Origin of the sequence: Citrobacter sp. MGH100 (genome assembly GCF_001034465.1) — a bacterium.
GTDB lineage: Bacteria > Pseudomonadota > Gammaproteobacteria > Enterobacterales > Enterobacteriaceae > Citrobacter > Citrobacter youngae.
The window spans coordinates 2,118,880-2,136,449 of record NZ_KQ089800.1 but is presented as its reverse complement, the minus strand read 5'-3'; the positions used below and the strand labels follow the sequence as shown (position 1 = coordinate 2,136,449).

Genomic DNA, 17,570 nt, shown 5'->3' with positions numbered 1-17,570 from the left:
CTGATTCCCTGAGCATTAGCGATGGAAAAAGGTGTCCACCCCGAGATAGCGGGTGAAAGCTTCATGCAGCACCTCGGCACTGGCAGAATGGTTCATGGCCACGTGATGCTCAAAGCCGTTGCGACAGATCCAGGACAGTAGATCCTCCAGATGAGGCACCTGAATTACCGCGCGACAGCCAACCGTATCCAGTGGATCGTCAACCGATTGCCCTTCCCCGACGTAGGCTTTGATTTCACCGGTTAAATCGTCGGTGCTCAGGCGGAAGTAGGTCAGCGCACCGCTTTTCATGCGTCCATGTACCGCACCACAGGTGTTCTCTTTTCCCACCGTGGTGCCGATGATATCTGCCGTGCCCATCTTCGGGTTATCCAGACTGGCTGATGCGAAGTTACCGCAGTGAAACAGGACACATTTGTCACGATCGTCGCCGAAATTATTATTCCAGTCAGCAATCGATGCAGGGCTTAAATTACTGCTGGCGAGCGCGTACATTGACAATGCACCCATCACGTCCACTTCGCAGGCGCTGGGCATTAACTGCCCGGACATTACGCTCATGATCGAACAAACATTGATACCCAAATTTTCCTGCAGCGAGGTCCAGCACTGGATGGCTGTCGTATCAATATCGTTGGCAACAACCCATTCGCTGATAACGACAAACAGTTTTGCCATTGTGACCAGTTTGTCAGTTGGAATGGTGCTGGCGTCGGCGTTATCCAGCAACAGACGTCGCTTCTCATCCACGCGAATATCGTCGTCGCGCAGTCGTTTGATGCGGGTAAAGACTTCAGACAGGTCCAGTGTTTCCACGGCGATCCCCAGCCTTTCGAGTAATTTTTCGCTGTAGCGGACGGTATTAAACCCGGCCGGACGTGCACCGATTGCGCCGACGCGTACACCGCGCATGCTGGTAACAACCCGGCAGATTTGTTCGAAGCGTTTCAGATCCTGTTCAAACACTTCGCCTGACAGATCGCAGACATGCTGAGTGGTCAGCGTAAACGGTATACCGTACTGGCGCAGGTTATTGCACAGGGAGATCTTGCCGCAGAAGCTGTCACGGCGGGTGGCCAGTCCCATTTTATCAAGATTGTCCTCCTGCGCCTGTACCAGCACCGGCACATTTAAACCAGAAAGACGCAGCGTTTCCGCTATCGCTTTTTCGTCGCCAAAGTTAGGCAACAGTACCACCACACCGTGAATGTCATCGCGGTGTGTGCGGAATAATTCAGCACAAATTTTCGCATCCTGACGGGTTTCAACCCCACCGAGCTCGGTCTGCGTATCGTCGAGCATAATGGTTTTAATGCCCAGCCGGTCAAAGAGTGCGCTGGCCTGTTCGCGGGCTTCAGCAACCAGATAGCTCGGGAAAAATCCCCGGTTGCCAATGATGACAGCCATGGTCAGTTGTTGAGGAATTCGGGACATAGCTTTCTCCAGTAAGTGTTCTGTTATTATTGTTTTATCGTGTTGCCTGTAACAGCGCGGTGGCGTTTTTCACGACGCCCGCTGCGTCAATTTCGTGGCGCGCGCGTGTTGCCGCACGATCGGCGGCGATGGCATATTGGCCATCGCCAATGCCTAATCTACGCAGTGGAATCGCACTGCCTGCTTCTGCCAGCACTTCAGCCACCAGACTACCCACGCCACCATTCACGTTATGTTCTTCTACGCTGACCACAGCCTTGCAGTGGGCTAATGCCGCCAGCAACTGTTGGGTATTGCAGGGGCGAATTGACGGTACACTGATTACGCTGGCATCAATACCAGCCTGTTCCAGCTGTGTGGCAGCCTCGACAATTTCATGCACGGTTGAGCCCATCGCGACCAGCGCAACATCTTTTCCTTCCCGCAGAATATCGATATTCCCCGGGGCGAAGCGGTAGTTTTCGTCGTGCAATTCGGGCAGGGCTTTGCCATCAAGGCGAATATAAACCGGACCAACGTGGCTTAAGGCATAGTCGATAATTTGTCGGCATTCCACTGGACAGGATGGGGCGTAAATCTCAATATTGCCAAAACCTCGCAGCACGGAAATGTCATCAATGCTGTGGTGCGTACTGGCGAGCGGGCCGTAGCTGGCCCCCGCGTTCAGACCAATCAACTTCACGTTGGTATTGTTGTAGCAAATGTCGACTTTAATTTGCTCATTAGCCCGTGAAATCAGGAAGGGCGCGGCGTTACAGGTGACGGCGATTTTACCGCCCAACGCCAGACCAGCAGCGGCGCCGACCAGCGTCTGTTCGGCAATACCTACGTTGACCAGACGGCCGGGAAATTCCTGCATAAATGGGGCGATTTTAGCTGTTGATGTTGAGTCGGCCACGACGGGCACAACATCCATCCCGCGTTTGACTGCGGCAATTAACGTGTTCACCATCACGGTGGCGAGGTGTTCGCTATTACGCATCTTTCAGTTCCTCCAGCGCCAGTTCAATTTCTTCTCCTTTTGGCACACGGTGATGCCATTCCGGGCGGCCCTGAATAAAGGAGATCCCGGCCCCTTTGGTGGTGTGTGCAATGACAACGTGCGGTTTGCCTTCGGGTGTTAATCCTTCCAGCGTGCGCACCACATCATTCATATCGTTCCCACGGCACTCTGTAACCTGCATGCCGAAGGCACGCCATTTTTCATCCAGCGGATCGGTGTTCATGATCTCTTTGGTTGCTCCGGCGAGTTGGAGGTTATTTTTATCGTTGATAATAATGAGGTTATCGAGTTTATAGTGGGCGGCGACCAGGGCCGCTTCCCAGTTACTGCCTTCGGCCAGTTCTCCGTCACCGGTGACGACAAATACCCGGCGCTTGCTATTGCTACGTTTAGCTGCCAACGCAATCCCTACTGCAACCGGTAGGCCGTGGCCAAGAGTCCCTGTGTTCAGTTCGATTCCTGGTGTTTTATGTTTTACCGGATGGCCTGGCAGATGCGAATCGGCGTGTTGGTAGGTCGCCAGCCAGTCCACCGGAATAAACCCCGCTTCTGCCAGTACACAGTAGTACCCCCCCACGGCATGACCTTTCGACTGGATGTAGATATCGCGCTCGTCGCTCTCTTTAAGCGCCACAGAGCAGTTCAGGATGCGAAAATAGAGTGCTGTCAGCAGTTCAACCTGCGACAGGTCAGCGCCAGTGTGCCCGCCAGCCGGGCTTTCAGCATTCAACACGATTATGCGGCGACGCACGGCACGTGCTTTCTTTTCTAGCTCTGGTATTGAGAGCAAAAACGGATTCATAAGACACCTCTTGAATGTTTAATCTTAGTTGAATAAATATTCCGTACGGGTGCAGTAGTGCAACTGTCTCTCTATTCACTGCGTAATCTGCAGATAAAACAGTCTGTCGTTATTGGTTAGAATAAATATTCACTACTGATTTATTATTCATTATTGAAGATATGCCTTGTCTGGCAGTTTGTCTACGGCTTGTGCCACCAAATTTTGGAGAAAAGAGAAAAGGATCACACTAACGAGTTAACAGGAAAGGTGCAGATGGCTTGTTATCTATTCAGGTATGAATAAAAATAACAGGTAGTTTACCAGGGGGAATGCCATGTCAAAGCAGGATGAACAGCGGTTGCTGGTTAAGATAGCCACACTCTACTATGCCGAAAATAAAAAACAGTCTGAGATCGCTACGCTGCTGCACTTGTCGCAGTCCTTTGTCTCCCGTGCGTTGACGCGTTGCCAGAAAGAAGGGCTGGTGAAAATCACCGTCGTACAGCCGACCAATATCTTTGTGGAGCTGGAAAAAGCCATTGAAGAGCAGTTTGGTATTCGCCAGGCGATTGTCGTTGATGTTGGAGATAACCCCAGCAGTACGCAAATCAAACATGCTATTGGCAGCGCGGCGGCACACTATGTTGAAACCCGCCTGCGTGCCGAGGACCTTGTTGGGATTTCCTCCTGGAGTAGCACCATTCGTTGCATGGTTGATGAGATGCACCCGCAAAATATCCGTGCAGCGGGCGTCATTCAGTTGCTGGGGGGCGTAGGGCCGAACGGCAACGTGCAGGCCACGATTCTTACCCAGCAGTTGGCGGCGCACCTTGGCTGTCCGGCCTGGCTACTGCCTTCACAAAGCATTGAACATTCGGTGGAGGAACGTACGCGGTTGGTTAACAGCCCGGACGTTGCTGCTGTGGTTGAAAAGTTTGCCGAAGTGGATGTGGCGATTGTCGGCATTGGTGAACTCGAGCCTTCTCAACTGCTGAAAAACTCAGGCAACTACTACAACGAAGAAATGTTGCGACTGCTGGCCGAACGCGGCGCGGTCGGGGATATCTGTCTGCATTATTACGATGCAGCGGGAAATCCGGTACTTAACCATGAGGAAGATCCGGTCATCGGCATGGAGCTTTCGCAGATCCGCGACTGCAACCATGTGATTGCGCTGGCGGGCGGAGTGGAAAAACAGAATGCGATTCGCGGCGCACTGCAGGGAAATTATATTGACGTACTGATCACAGACTACCCGACAGCGCGTAGTCTGGTAAAAGGGTGATGTCGCGGCGAGTTCAGTTATAACCAGCCCCAGGGGCTGGCTATAGTCATCAGCGTTTTGTTAAGCGTAGTTTATCAGGCCTACTCTCATACGCGACGTAGGCCTGATAAGCACAGCACCTTGAGGGCTACTGCGTTTCCATCGCTGCTTTTTGCGCGACCACGGCGGCTTTTTGCTGCATGCGATTTTGCATCTGGTCGATGATGACTGCGACAATAATCACGATGCCCTTAATCACCATTTGCCAGAATTCGCTGACCCCCATCATCACCAGACCATCGGCCAGGAAACCGATAACGAAAGCGCCAATCAACGTGCCTAAGATGGTGCCACGACCACCCGCCAGCGACGTACCACCAAGTACAACGGCGGCAATGGCGTTCATCTCAAATGCCGTACCGTTCGCCGGATGGCTGGCGGAAAGTTGCGCTGAGACCACAATACCGGCAATGGCGGCACACAGTCCTGACAGGGTATAGACCCAGATTTTCACCTGTTTTACTTTTACTCCTGACAGCTCAGCAGCGCGTTCGTTATCCCCGATGGCGTACACGTGGCGACCAAAAGGCAGGCGACGGGCGACGTAAGCAATGACCAGGGCCAGCGCTATCATCATCCAGATGGCCCATGGAATGCCAAACAACGTTCCAGCACCAATCTCATCAAAACCGGTATTACCGAGCTGAGGATTACCGGAAAGCCCTGGGAAGGTTTGCCCATCGGAGGTCAGCATTGCCGCGCCGCGCAAAACGTACATGGTGCCAAGCGTACAAATAAACGGCGCAACGTTATACCGGGTGATGATCCAGCCATTCGTCGCGCCAATCAGTCCACCAATCAACAGAACGACAGGTACAATTACCCAGACACTGGGAAAAATTGCTATGCCGAACATCGGTAATACAATACCTTTGGTGATAAGCCATCCGGCAATCATGCCGCACAGCCCCAGCGTCGCGCCAATCGAGAGATCAATCCCGGCGGTAATAATGACAAACGTGATCCCCAGTGCCAGAAATGCGTTAATGGCAATGTGCTTGATCATAATGACCATACTGCCGCCAGAAAGGAATCCCGGTACGGTAAAAGCAAAAAAGCCGACTATCAAAAACAGTGCAATAAAGGTGCGTAATTTTAGGATCAACAGCAGGATATTTTCCCGTGAGAAAGCGACTGTGGAGCGAGGCGCGACGACAGCAGATTGTAGTGTTTTCATGTCAGAACCCCTGAGCACTTGCGGTTACCAGCGCCGACTCTTCGGCACGATCGCGGGCGATATCGGCCGTTAGCTTGCCGCCGGACATCACCAGAATGCGGTCAGAAACCGCCATAATTTCTTTTAAATCCGAGGTGGAGAAGACCACAGCAATCCCCTGCTGTGAAAGTTGGACCATCATGCGGAACACATCGGCTTTTGCCCCGACGTCGATGCCACGTGTCGGTTCGTCAAGAAATAGAATTTTGGGATTGGTGAGCAGAGAGCGACCAATCACCACTTTTTGCTGATTACCGCCGCTCAGCGCCTGAATTTCCACATCGGGTGAGGAAACTTTTATCGACAGATTACCAATTGTGCTGGCGACTACCGCCTCTTCATCTTTACGGGCAATGGCAAAGCCGCGCTGCAAACGGCGCCACAGGCTGGCAATGGTCAGATTGGTGGCAACGGATGAAATAGGGAAAATCCCCGTGCGTTTGCGGTCCTCTGGCACCAGACTCATCCCCATACGGATGCGATCGGCGGTCGTTAAGCGTTGCGGGACCGGTTTGCTGTCGAGCCACAGTTTGCCGAGATAGTTGCGCTCAGTCCCTAACAAGCACTCGAACAATTCAGTTCGTCCGGCTCCCATCAGCCCATAGATACCGACAATTTCACCCGCGTGAACGTTAAAGGTGACATCATTGATGACCGCGTTGCCCGCAGTATTGACGCAGGTAATATGTTCCGCTTCCAGAACCGGGGCGCCAAACGTGCGGCCAGGTTCGAGAAAGTTGCTCACCGGATCGCTGCCCAACATCTCGCGCACAATCCATGGCACATCGATCTCGCTCACCCTGGCTTCGGCCTGAAATTTACCATCGCGTAAAATGGTGATCACATCGCCAATCGACATCAATTCTTCGAGACGATGGGAAATGTAGATAATTGACACCCCCTGGCGGGTCAGTTCACGAATGACACGGAACAGGATCTCGACTTCAGTTTTACTGAGCGCTGAGGTGGGTTCGTCAAGGATCAGGATATCCGCATCTTCAGACAGGGCCTTCGCGATTTCGACCAGTTGTTGCTGTCCCACTTTGAGATTGCCAACCAGATCGCGTGGTGATATTGGCTGATCGAGTCGGGTTAACAGTTCGGCGGTACGTTTTTCCTGTTCGGCCTCATCAATGGGAGCCATGCCCGTTTGAATTTCCCGACCGAGGAAAATATTTTCCGCGACGGTGAGGTTCTCAAACAGGTTTAGTTCCTGATGCACCATGCCAATTCCGTGTGCCGCTGCGTCCCGGGTATTGGCGAAGCGCACGGGATTTCCATTAAGCGACATCTCGCCGCTGCTGGGCTGCTGAACACCCGCGAGGATCTTCATCAGTGTGGATTTTCCCGCGCCGTTTTCACCAATAATCACGTTCACTTTGCCGCGCCAGACCTGATAATCCACGCTGTCCAGCGCAATCGTGCCAGGAAACAACATGGAAATAGCATGGGTGCGCAGGATGATGTCATCAGCTGAGGTATTGCGCATTAATGAGTCTCCTGTTCAAGCGTCAGCGCTGCCGCGTTTTCCGCTTTTCCAGCATTCAACGTCACGGCGAACAGCACTGTCGCAGTCTTCCCTTGCCAACTCGTGTCTACGGCGGATAAGTGTTTTGCCGCTTCGCGGTTATAGGCCCGTGAAAGTTGGGCAAACTGAACCTGATTAGTAAAATCTTCGAACTTGAAACCGCTGGCATCACGAATAGCATTGCCGCGCATTACCGGACCAATCTGGACTGTGACGGGCATGTCATTGACCTTCACCACGATGGTGCGTTCACGCCCATTGGTGGTGTCGATGCTATCAATCGTGCTGGTCAGGCGTACAAACACGCTTTCGGGAGCGGGTGAGGGGGCCTTCAGGCGAGTGGTCAGCGCTGAAGCATCCAGAGCATGTTGCTGCGCCGCCTCCAGAACACGGGATTGCCAGGTTTGTTGCGCGATCTGATCGGGAGTTTGGTTGTCGAAACTGGCTTTGGCCTGTGGATCGGCCGGGATGATGGGTTTGCCGTTTTCGTCGAGGTCAACTACCGTGCAGGCCGTCAGCAACAGGGCGGCGCACCCAACCAGTGCGGCACCCCATTGTGTTAACGACATAGTGCCTCCGTTTAGTGGCTCAAATTAAACGAGTTCAGCTTGCTGGCATTGGTTTCATCAATCAGCACGCAATCCATAAGCTGTTTTTCCTCTTTCTGGGCTTTGCCGTTTTTCAGGTAATAATCTGCCTGCTCAACCGCCATTTGTGCCTGTTGCCAGCCGGGTTGCAGCACGGTCGCTTTGATATTGCTTTTATTGATGATTGAATCGCGGGTGTAGTCGCTACCATCAAAACCGACCACGATGACATTATTTTTCCCGGCAGCCTTCAGTGCGGCCTCGGCACCCAGCGCCATAGTGTCATTCCCTGAGATCACCCCTACGATATCCGGGTTGGTTTGCAGAATGGATTCCATGCGGGTAAAGGCTTCGGTTTGGCTCCAGTTTGCTGTTTGTTGGGCCACCATTTTCATGTCCGGGTAATCGTCGAGTACATCGTGATATCCCTGCGAGCGTACATGAGCGTTGGTGTCGGACTGACGCCCCAGTAGTTCAACGTACTTCCCTTTTCCGTCCAGCAGTTTGGCGAACGTCTCCGCACCGAGCTGTGCGCCTTGATAATTATTCGACACGATTTGTGCGACGGCGATGCCGGTTTTATTGATTTCGCGATCGATCAGAAAGGCAGGCACGCCTGCTGCTTTGGCTTTTTCCAGCGGACCCACGGTGGCATCCGCACCCGCATTATCGAGAATGATTGCTTTCGCTTTACGGGCAATGGCGGTTTCAATCAGCTGGTTTTGTTTATTGACGTCATCATCATGAGAGGCAACCAGCGTCGTGTATCCCAGCGCTTTTGCTTTGGCAACCGCGCCGTCGGCCTCGGCTTTAAAGAACGGGTTGTCGTGGGAAGGGGTAATAATCGCAATCAATCCGTTGTCAGCAGCATACAGCGAACCCGAGGCGGTCAGGATCGAGGCCAGTAATACGGATTTAACCAGGGTCTTGTTCATCTTTTTCTCCACTTTGAATATTTATTCAAATATGATTTATTATTCAAGTTAACGATAAATCGAGATAATCGAACTGTCTACGATTTGCGCAGCTAATTTCTTAAAAGGAGAAAAGGATCACGATCCTGATGGCGAGGCCGGGCACAGCGTAATGATGTTGTTACCACGCTGAAACCAACGCACGTTGACGTCCTGATTGCCGAGGTTTGCCGAAAATGATGGCATAATTTGCAGGGTTATATGCTGAGTCGTGAGGGCGGTAATTTTTGCGCTGGCGAAACCAGGTAACCCGCTTGCCTGGGTGGAGAATGCCTTATACAGACTCTCTTTGGCGCTGAAGGCCAGGGTTAAGGCAAGTGGAAAGGGGAGTGACGCATGAAGCAAAACCTTTCTCTCAGTGTTGTCTATAATGCTGTCAGCCAGCTCAGCTGCGACCTGCGGCGAAAAAATAGCCTCAATATCCAGTCCGACGGGGTGGCGTGAGACGACAGCCAGTGCCGTTGTCGCGCTATGACTGATACTGCCAAAGAGGCCATGTGGCCACAGCGGTTGTCGCTGCTCGCCGATGCCGGGCACCGTTTTGATACCGTATTCACGTAAAGCATGTATTGCGGCGATACGCCCTGCCAGGTGTTCTGCTTTACGTTTACGTGCGCCAGCGGTTAGCTGGGCATGGTGAGGGAGCCAGAGTAGATCGTGTTCGTGAAAGCTGTTGGGATCGAACTCGACAATGTGCAGCGTCTGGTCTGCGAAAGTGAGTGGTGTGTGCGTTGTGTGCATCATAGTTATGATTTCCCTCTCCCCGCAGCGAGGAGAGGGAAAGCGTTATCAGAAGTGCGTGTTAACGCTCATGAACCACGTACGACCCGGTTCGTTATAGGTGTACGCGCCAGCGCCCGCCATATAATTACCGGTAACGATATCACCAGTGGTCTGGGCATTGCCTTCACGCCACAGACGTTTGTCAAAGACGTTATCCACGCCGCCGGTCAGGCTGACGTTTTTGGTCACGTCCCAGGTCGCGCTCAGGCCGACTATGCTGTACGGACTCACTTCTTGTGCCGAGCTGCCGGTCACCGGTTTACCCTGGTAATCGTATTTCTTCGGCTGCTGTTTGCCGTACCAGGTAAAGGTGGATTGCAGTGACAGATCTTCACGCGCCTGCCAGCTCAATGTTGAGTTCAGCGTGTACTCAGGAATAATCGACAGACGTTCGCCAGTCTCTTTATTCTTGCTTTGCAGCATGTAGGTGATGTTGTTGGTCCAGGTAACGGTTTCGCTAACCGGCACGTTCAACGTTCCTTCCAGGCCTTCTACCACCGCTTTAGGAATGTTTCCCCACTGATAGATATCGGTGTAGGTTGTTGTGGTCTTGCCCGTTGTTGCGTTTTTCTTGCTGATCGAGGTTCTGTCAAACGGTACCGTACCTGCTTCAATCTTGTTACGGTAATCGTTGCGGAACCAGGTGATGCCGGCCAGCCAGCCGTCACGTTTGAACTCGAGACCAATCTCTTTGTTGATGCTGGTTTCAGCTTTCAGGTCATCGTTACCCATCATGTAGCAGCCAATACCGCTGGCAGAACCGGTGGCATAACAGCCCTGGCCTTTACTGTACAGAATGTAATTTGGGTTGAGTTGGTACAGGCTTGGTGCTTTATAGGCGCGCGCGATGCCCATTTTCAGCGTAAAGTCGTCGCCCAAACCTTGAGACAGATTCAGCGACGGGCTCCAGTTGTCGCCCACAATGCTGTGGTGATCGAAACGCAGACCCGGTGTCAGCATGGTGCTGTCGGTCAGCTCCATGTTGTTTTCGGCAAACAAAGAGAAGATCTCGGCTTTTGAATATGGGCTGCGATCGGTGCTGCTGTAGCCTGGAATATTACCGCCCATAAAGGTCTGCGAGTTAGACAACATGTCCTTCATGCGCTGCTGGTTCCATTCAGTACCCAGCGTCAGGTTTTGATTGACCAGTAGATCCAACGGAATGCTGATCTCACTGTGCAGCATGACGTCATTCAGGTCGGCATCGACATATTTTTGTGAAGCAGTCGGGTCGAAGATCCCCTCTGTTCCACCGGCCAGACCTTCCGGCGTGCGAGAGTTCCGCGTATGTTCGTACTGCACCCAGTTGCTGGTGGTGACACCATTATCCCAGCCGCCGTTCCAGGTCAGCGAGTAGTTCTGACGGTACAGACGGTTAGTTTCTTTACCGTAGTTATCTTTCACCAACTGGTTAGTGTTGGTATTTTGCGTGTCACCCGCGTACAGGTTGCCCTGGCGGCTATAACCCGCTTCCAGTTCAAGTGACTGAAGTGGGGCAAAATCCCAACGCACAATACCGTTGATGTCTTTGTTGATCACCCCTTCACGACCGGCGGGTAAGGTATTTGAATATGTGCCGGTACGTTCTGACTGATGACCCTGGTTGATGTCCCATGCGTCGGCCTGGGTTTTATCGAGATTACCGTACAGACGGAAGCTGAAATCTCCGCCCATTGGGCCGTTCAGGCTAAAGTTGGTGCGTTTGGTCGAACCTTCGTCTTTGTGTTCCGGGGCATTGAAATAGGTATCCCAGGAGCCGTGCCATTCACTGCTGCCTTTTTTGGTGATGATATTCACCACGCCACCCGCAGCACCGTTACCGTAGCGTGCCGCGGCTGGGCCGCGCAGCACTTCAATACGCTCGATCATTTCCGGCGGCACCCAGGCGGTATCACCACGGGTATCACGCTCGCCGCGCCAGCCCTGACGCACAGAGTTGCGGCTGGTGACCGGCTTGCCGTCGATCAGAATCAGGGTGTTTTCCGGGCCCATGCCGCGAATGTCTATCTGACGGTTGTTGCCACGTTGACCGCTGGTTGAGTTACCGGTCAGGTTAACGCCTGGCATGGTACGGATGATTTCCGACACGTCGCGAGCCGGAGGGTTCTTACGGATTTCATCTGCGGTGATGGTCGAAACGCCTGGAGCCTGCAGGTTCTGCTGAGCGGCGGTAACGACGATGGTGTCTTCATGAGAGATGGCGGCGCTATCGGTTTTATCTTCTGCCATCGCGGGCAGGGCTACCCCGTAAATCCCTAAATTGACCAATAAGGCCAGTGAATGAATCTTGTTGTTCATTGTATGTCCTGCTTTCTTTTAGCCACGAGTACCCGTGTGCCGTTTTGGGCACCAGGCCTGATGTCGCCCGCATCTGCGTAAACCCCTCCGTTCCAGAAAAAGTACGCAGCGCCAGGTCGGTTTATAAGTGGTGAAAAACTGTGCGCGCTTCCCACAGCGCGTCAATACGCTATTGCAAATGCAAATAGTTATCAATAATATTATCAATATATTTCACGCTCAGATATAAAATTTCACAATAAACATGGGGTTATGGCGGTGACGACGTTAATGATGGGAAGCGAGGCGTGGTGGCAGTCGAAAAAAGGCCCGGAGTGGGAGCGTGAAGACAACGGAAATTATCGGGTAACGTTCTGGTGGCGTGACCCGCAGGGAACGGAAAAAGAGTCCGCCATTCACCGCGTGTGGGTCTACATTACCGGCGTTACCGATCATCATCAAAACGCTACCCCTCAGTCGATGCAACGCATTGATGGAACAAATGTTTGGTGCTGGAGCATTTCCCTGAGCGCTAACTGGCGCGGCAGTTACTGTTTTATCCCCTCCGATCGAAACGATATTTTTGCCTCACTGGCACCGGGTGAAACACCCGATCGCACTGTGCTACGCGAAGGCTGGCGACAACTGCTGCCGCAGGCCATTGCCGATCCTCTTAATCCACAGAGCTGGCAGGGCGGTCGTGGTCACGCGGTATCTGCGCTGGAGATGCCAGATGCTCCCGTACAGCCGGGATGGGATCGCCCTGAAAATCCCGACTCGCCCGCAGTATGCCTGCAATGGCACAGCGATCGGTTGGGTAATACGCGCCGGGTGTGGGTTTTCACCACCGGTGAAGCCAACCCGCAAGAACGTCCCCTGGCTATTCTGCTGGACGGACAATTTTGGGCACACAGTCTGCCTGTCTGGCCTGCGCTGACCTCACTCACTCATCGTGGCCAGCTTCCTCCCGCGGTATATCTCCTGATTGATGCCATTGATACGCCGCATCGCAGCCATGAGTTGCCGTGTAACGCTGATTTTTGGCTGGCAGTTCAGCAGGAATTATTGCCGCTGGTCAAAACCACGACGCCATTCACCGATGACCCGCAGCGTACGGTGGTTGCCGGGCAAAGTTTTGGCGGTTTGGCTTCGCTGTATGCTGGCCTGAACTGGCCGGAACGGTTTGGCTGCGTACTCAGTCAGTCCGGATCTTATTGGTGGCCGCATCGCGGTGGTCATCAGGATGGCGTGATTATTGAACAACTGAAGGCCGGAACGGTAAGCGTTCAGGGTCTACGTATTGTGCTGGAAGCCGGGACCCGCGAGCCGATTATTTTTCGTGCTAATCAGGCGCTATTCGCCCAATTTCCCTCTGCACCACAGTCTATTTTCTGGCGTCAGGTTGAGGGTGGTCATGATGCGCTTTGCTGGCGCGGCGGCTTAATGCAAGGGCTGATGACGCTCTGGCAACCGCTCACCGACACGCTTTAACCGGATGATGTTCCACGACAGGAGTTGAGTATGGAATTCAGTAACCCCTTCGATAACCCGCAGGGACAGTTTTACATTCTGCAAAACCCACAACGTCAATTCAGCCTCTGGCCTCAGCAGTGCTCACTTCCTGCTGGCTGGACGGTTGCGTGCGAACCGCAGGCGCAGGACGCCTGCCAGCAATGGCTGGATGCGAACTGGACCACGCTGACGCCAGCAAACTATGTCGATGTACAGGAGGCGCAATGACTCAGCGCTTACCCTTAGTTGCGGCCCAGCCAGGGATCTGGATGGCAGAAAAGCTCTCCACATTGCCCTCGGCGTGGAGCGTTGCACACTATGTCGAATTAACCGGTGAACTGAATGCACCACTGCTGGCAAAGGCGGTCGTGGCCGGTCTGGAGCATGCGGATACCCTGCGGATGCAGTTCACTGAGGATAACGGTGACATCTGGCAATGGGTTGATCCTACGCTCACCTTTGCTGAACCTGACATTCTCGATTTACGCAATGAATCCAGTCCGCACGAGGCGGCACGCGCGTTGATGCGGGCGGATCTGCAACAGGATCTTCGCGCTGACGGCGGCAAGCCGCTGGTCTTCCATCTGCTCATTCAGGTGGGAGATAAACGCTGGTACTGGTATCAGCGCTATCATCACTTACTGGTTGATGGCTTTAGTTTCCCGGCTATTACCCGCCAGATTGCTGCAATTTACACAGCGTGGCTGCGCGGTGAATCCACGCCAGCCTCGCCATTTACGCCGTTTGCCGAGGTCGTGGAAGAGTATCAACAGTATCGTCAAAGCGATGCCTGGCAACGTGATAGCGCATTCTGGGCTGAACAACGCCAACAACTGCCGCCGCCGGCTTCATTGTCGAGCAAACCGCTGCCAGGTCGCTCAGCCAGCGCGGATATTATTCGTATGAAGTTAACTGCGCCTGAAGGTTCATTCCGCCAGCTTGCGTCACGCATGCCAGATGTTCAGCGTGCGGATCTGGCGCTGGCGCTGGTTGCATTGTGGCTCGGTCGTTTATGCAGCCGAATGGATTATGCCGCCGGGTTTATCTTTATGCGCCGCATGGGGTCAGCGGCGCTTACCGCTACCGGGCCGGTGTTAAATGTCCTGCCCTTTGGCGTGAGACTTGATGCAGCAGAAAGTCTCCCTGCGCTTGCGCAACGGCTGGCTGGACAGCTGAAGAAAATGCGCCGACACCAGCGCTATGATGCCGAACAAATTGTCCGTGACAGCGGGCGTGCGGCCGGGGCTGAACCACTGTTTGGCCCGGTGCTGAACGTGAAGATCTTTGACTATCAGTTGAATATTCCTGGCGTGCAGGCACAAACCCATACGCTGGCGACGGGTCCGGTGAACGATCTGGAACTGGCGCTGTTCCCGGATGAAAACGGTGGGCTGAGCATTGAAATTCTGGCGAATAAGCAGCGATATGACGCCGCTACGTTGGCACAGCATGCTTCGCGTTTAACGGCGCTTATCGCGCAATTTGCCGCAAATCCGTCGCTACGCTGCGGGGATGTGGAGATGCTGCTGGCGTCTGAGCACGAACAGTTGGCGACAATTAACAATACGGCAGTGACGATCCCTTCCACCACATTGAGTGCGCTGGTGGCCGGGCAAGCCAGCAAAACACCGGATGCGCCGGCGCTGGCCGATGCCCGCTATCAGTTTAGCTATCGCGAAATGCGTCAGCAGGTGGTGGCACTGGCAAAACTGCTGCGCGAACGCGGTGTGCGCCCAGGGGACAGCGTGGCGGTTGCCTTACCGCGCTCCGTGTTCCTGACGCTGGCGCTGCACGGTATCGTCGAAGCGGGAGCCGCCTGGTTACCGCTGGATACCGGATATCCGGACGATCGCCTGCGGATGATGCTGGAAGATGCTAAACCTACGTTGCTTATCACCACTGATGAACAACGGGTTCGTTTTAGCGGTATCCCTGGGCTGGAAAGCCTGTGCTACACCGCGCCGTTGCCAGAGCAAGATGACACACCATTCGCTTTATCACGACCAAATCATACGGCCTATATCATCTTCACCTCCGGATCGACGGGCAGACCAAAAGGGGTGATGGTGGGACAAACCGCCATCGTTAACCGTCTGCTATGGATGCAGAATCACTATCCGCTGACGGCCGACGATGTGGTGGCGCAAAAAACGCCATGCAGTTTTGATGTTTCGGTCTGGGAGTTTTTCTGGCCCTTCATTGCCGGCGCAAAACTGGTGATGGCTGAACCAGAGGCACATCGTGACCCGCTGGCGATGCAACAGTTCTTCGCGACGTTTGGGGTGACGACAACGCACTTTGTACCGTCGATGCTGGCGGCGTTTGTGGCCTCACTGACGCCAGAAACGGCGCGGGAAAGCTGCTCCACGTTGAAACAGGTGTTTTGTAGCGGTGAAGCGCTGCCGGCAGAATTGTGCCGCGAATGGGAGCAACTGACCCACGCGCCGCTGCACAATTTGTATGGGCCAACCGAGGCGGCGGTAGATGTAAGCTGGTATCCAGCCTGGGGTGAGGAGCTCGCTGCCGTAACCGGCAACAGCGTACCCATCGGCTATCCGGTCTGGAACACCGGTTTGCGGATCCTCGATGCCATGATGCGTCCAGTGCCCATTGGTGTCGCCGGTGACCTGTACCTGACGGGGATCCAACTGGCGCAAGGTTATCTGGGGCGTCCGGATCTGACGGCGAGCCGTTTTGTTGCCGATCCCTTTAGCCCAGGCGAACGTATGTATCGTACCGGAGACGTGGCGCGCTGGCTGGAAAATGGTGCGGTGGAATATCTTGGGCGCAGTGATGACCAGCTAAAAATTCGTGGGCAGCGTATTGAACTGGGCGAGATTGATCGGGTGATGCAGCAACTACCAGATGTGGAGCATGCTGTTGCCCATGCCTGCGTATTCAATCAGGCGGTAGCGACAGGCGGCGATGCGCGCCAGTTAGTGGGCTATCTGGTGTCACAATCGGGTTTACCGCTGGATATTTCGGCATTGCGCGAGAGTCTGCGCGCAACCCTGCCTGCACATATGGTACCGACAGTGCTGCTGCAACTGGCGGAGCTCCCGCTCAGCGCCAACGGCAAGCTGGATCGTAAAGCGTTACCAATGCCACAACTGACGTCACGTCAGCAAGGGCGGGCGCCGCGAGCAGGGACTGAAACCACTATTGCTCAGGCGTTCACGGCCTTGCTGGGCTGCGAGGTCAATGATGTTGAAGCGGATTTCTTTGCGCTTGGCGGGCATTCGCTGCTGGCGATGAAGCTGGCCGCGCAGTTGAGCCGCATTTTTGCGCGCCAGGTAACGCCTGGGCAGATTATGGTGGCCTCGACCGTCGAACAGCTCAGCGCATTGCTGGATAGCAATGATGACGAGCAGTCGCAACGGCTGGGATTTGAAACGCTGCTGCCGCTGCGTGAAAGCGATGGTCCTGTGTTGTTCTGCTTCCATCCGGCATCGGGTTTCGCCTGGCAGTTTAGCGTGTTGTCACGCTATCTTCCTCCACAGTGGTCGATTATGGGTATCCAGTCACCGCGACCGGATGGCCCGATGCAAACAGCAGAAAACCTGGATGCGGTGTGCGAACAGCACCTGGCAACGTTACTTCGTCAGCAACCTCATGGACCTTATTATCTGATTGGGTACTCGTTGGGCGGTACGCTGGCGCAGGGCATTGCTGCCCGATTACACGCGCGTGGAGAAACGGTCGCGTTTCTCGGCCTGCTGGATACCTGGCCGCCGGAAACGCAAAATTGGTCGGAAAAAGAGGCCAATGGACTCGACCCGGAAGTGTTGGCGGAAATTGATCGTGAGCGGGAGGCGTTTCTGACTGCTCAGCAGAGCAATGCATCCGACGCATTGTTTAGTGCCATTGAAGGTAACTACGCCGATGCGGTTCGACTGCTGAGTACGGCACATAGCGTACCTTTTGCGGGACACGCGACGCTGTTTGTTGCTGAACGCACGTTACCGCCGGGAGTCAGCCCGGAACGCAGTTGGTCGCCGTGGATTTCCAGTCTGGATGTTTATCGCCAGGACTGCGCGCACGTTGATATCATTACGCCAATGGCTTTCGAGAAGATTGGGCCAGTCATGCGTGACTTGCTCAGCGATATCCAATAAATAGACTCGCCACCTCTGCGGAGGTGGCGCGAT

13 protein-coding genes are annotated in these 17,570 nt (G+C 54.1%); 4 read left to right on the top strand and 9 right to left on the bottom strand.

Annotated elements, in window-relative coordinates; translation table 11 throughout:
• Positions 1 to 15: 15 nt before the first annotated feature.
• The 3 genes from SK32_RS10075 to SK32_RS10065 are packed head-to-tail and all read right to left on the bottom strand — an operon-like array spanning position 16 to position 3,239.
• Positions 16 to 1,434 (bottom strand): L-fucose/L-arabinose isomerase family protein, encoded by a 1,419-nt coding sequence (locus tag SK32_RS10075; protein ID WP_048212343.1) that lies wholly within the window; start codon positions 1,432 to 1,434, stop codon positions 16 to 18.
• A gap of 34 nt (positions 1,435 to 1,468) precedes the next feature.
• Complete coding sequence (locus tag SK32_RS10070; protein WP_048212342.1) at positions 1,469 to 2,416, bottom strand: transketolase family protein; 948 nt, start codon at positions 2,414 to 2,416, stop codon at positions 1,469 to 1,471.
• Positions 2,409 to 3,239: a transketolase gene (locus SK32_RS10065; protein ID WP_048212341.1), complete on the bottom strand. Its 831-nt coding sequence runs from the start codon at positions 3,237 to 3,239 to the stop codon at positions 2,409 to 2,411. The genes SK32_RS10070 and SK32_RS10065 overlap by 8 nt, the downstream gene beginning before the upstream one ends.
• Positions 3,240 to 3,555: 316 nt before the next feature.
• On the opposite strand from SK32_RS10065, the gene SK32_RS10060 reads away from it, so the two are divergent.
• Positions 3,556 to 4,506, top strand: coding sequence for a sugar-binding transcriptional regulator (locus SK32_RS10060; RefSeq protein ID WP_048212340.1), 951 nt, complete (start codon positions 3,556 to 3,558; stop codon positions 4,504 to 4,506).
• 127 nt (positions 4,507 to 4,633) lie between these two features.
• Here SK32_RS10060 and SK32_RS10055 read toward each other — a convergent pair whose 3' ends face one another.
• The 6 genes from SK32_RS10055 to SK32_RS10030 all read right to left on the bottom strand — a co-directional run bounded on the left by SK32_RS10055 (position 4,634) and on the right by SK32_RS10030 (position 11,931).
• Positions 4,634 to 5,722: an ABC transporter permease gene (locus SK32_RS10055; RefSeq protein ID WP_048212339.1), complete on the bottom strand. Its 1,089-nt coding sequence runs from the start codon at positions 5,720 to 5,722 to the stop codon at positions 4,634 to 4,636.
• Position 5,723: 1 nt separating this feature from the next.
• Positions 5,724 to 7,250, bottom strand: coding sequence for a sugar ABC transporter ATP-binding protein (locus SK32_RS10050; RefSeq protein ID WP_197081312.1), 1,527 nt, complete (start codon positions 7,248 to 7,250; stop codon positions 5,724 to 5,726).
• Positions 7,250 to 7,858: a DUF2291 family protein gene (locus SK32_RS10045; RefSeq protein ID WP_048212338.1), complete on the bottom strand. Its 609-nt coding sequence runs from the start codon at positions 7,856 to 7,858 to the stop codon at positions 7,250 to 7,252. The genes SK32_RS10050 and SK32_RS10045 overlap by 1 nt, the downstream gene beginning before the upstream one ends.
• 11 nt (positions 7,859 to 7,869) lie before the next feature.
• Positions 7,870 to 8,811, bottom strand: a complete 942-nt coding sequence (locus tag SK32_RS10040) for a D-ribose ABC transporter substrate-binding protein (RefSeq protein ID WP_048212337.1) — start codon at positions 8,809 to 8,811, stop codon at positions 7,870 to 7,872.
• Between the two features lie 117 nt (positions 8,812 to 8,928).
• Positions 8,929 to 9,591, bottom strand: a complete 663-nt coding sequence (entD, locus tag SK32_RS10035; RefSeq protein WP_048212614.1) for an enterobactin synthase subunit EntD — start codon at positions 9,589 to 9,591, stop codon at positions 8,929 to 8,931.
• Between the two features lie 48 nt (positions 9,592 to 9,639).
• Complete coding sequence (locus SK32_RS10030; RefSeq protein ID WP_048212336.1) at positions 9,640 to 11,931, bottom strand: TonB-dependent siderophore receptor; 2,292 nt, start codon at positions 11,929 to 11,931, stop codon at positions 9,640 to 9,642.
• 252 nt (positions 11,932 to 12,183) lie between these two features.
• On the opposite strand from SK32_RS10030, the gene fes reads away from it, so the two are divergent.
• From fes to entF, 3 genes are read left to right on the top strand one after another with little or no spacing between them, the layout of a single operon-like run.
• Entirely contained in the window at positions 12,184 to 13,401 is a 1,218-nt protein-coding gene (fes, locus tag SK32_RS10025; RefSeq protein ID WP_075551393.1) for an enterochelin esterase, read from the top strand.
• 30 nt (positions 13,402 to 13,431) lie between these two features.
• Positions 13,432 to 13,650 carry an MbtH family protein gene (locus tag SK32_RS10020; RefSeq protein WP_048212335.1) on the top strand — a complete coding sequence of 73 codons (219 nt, stop codon included), beginning with the start codon at positions 13,432 to 13,434 and terminating at the stop codon, positions 13,648 to 13,650.
• A complete protein-coding gene (gene entF / locus SK32_RS10015) occupies positions 13,647 to 17,537 on the top strand; it encodes an enterobactin non-ribosomal peptide synthetase EntF (protein WP_048212334.1) in 3,891 nt (1,296 codons plus the stop codon). Before SK32_RS10020 ends, entF begins: the two co-directional genes overlap by 4 nt.
• Positions 17,538 to 17,570 lie beyond the last annotated feature (33 nt).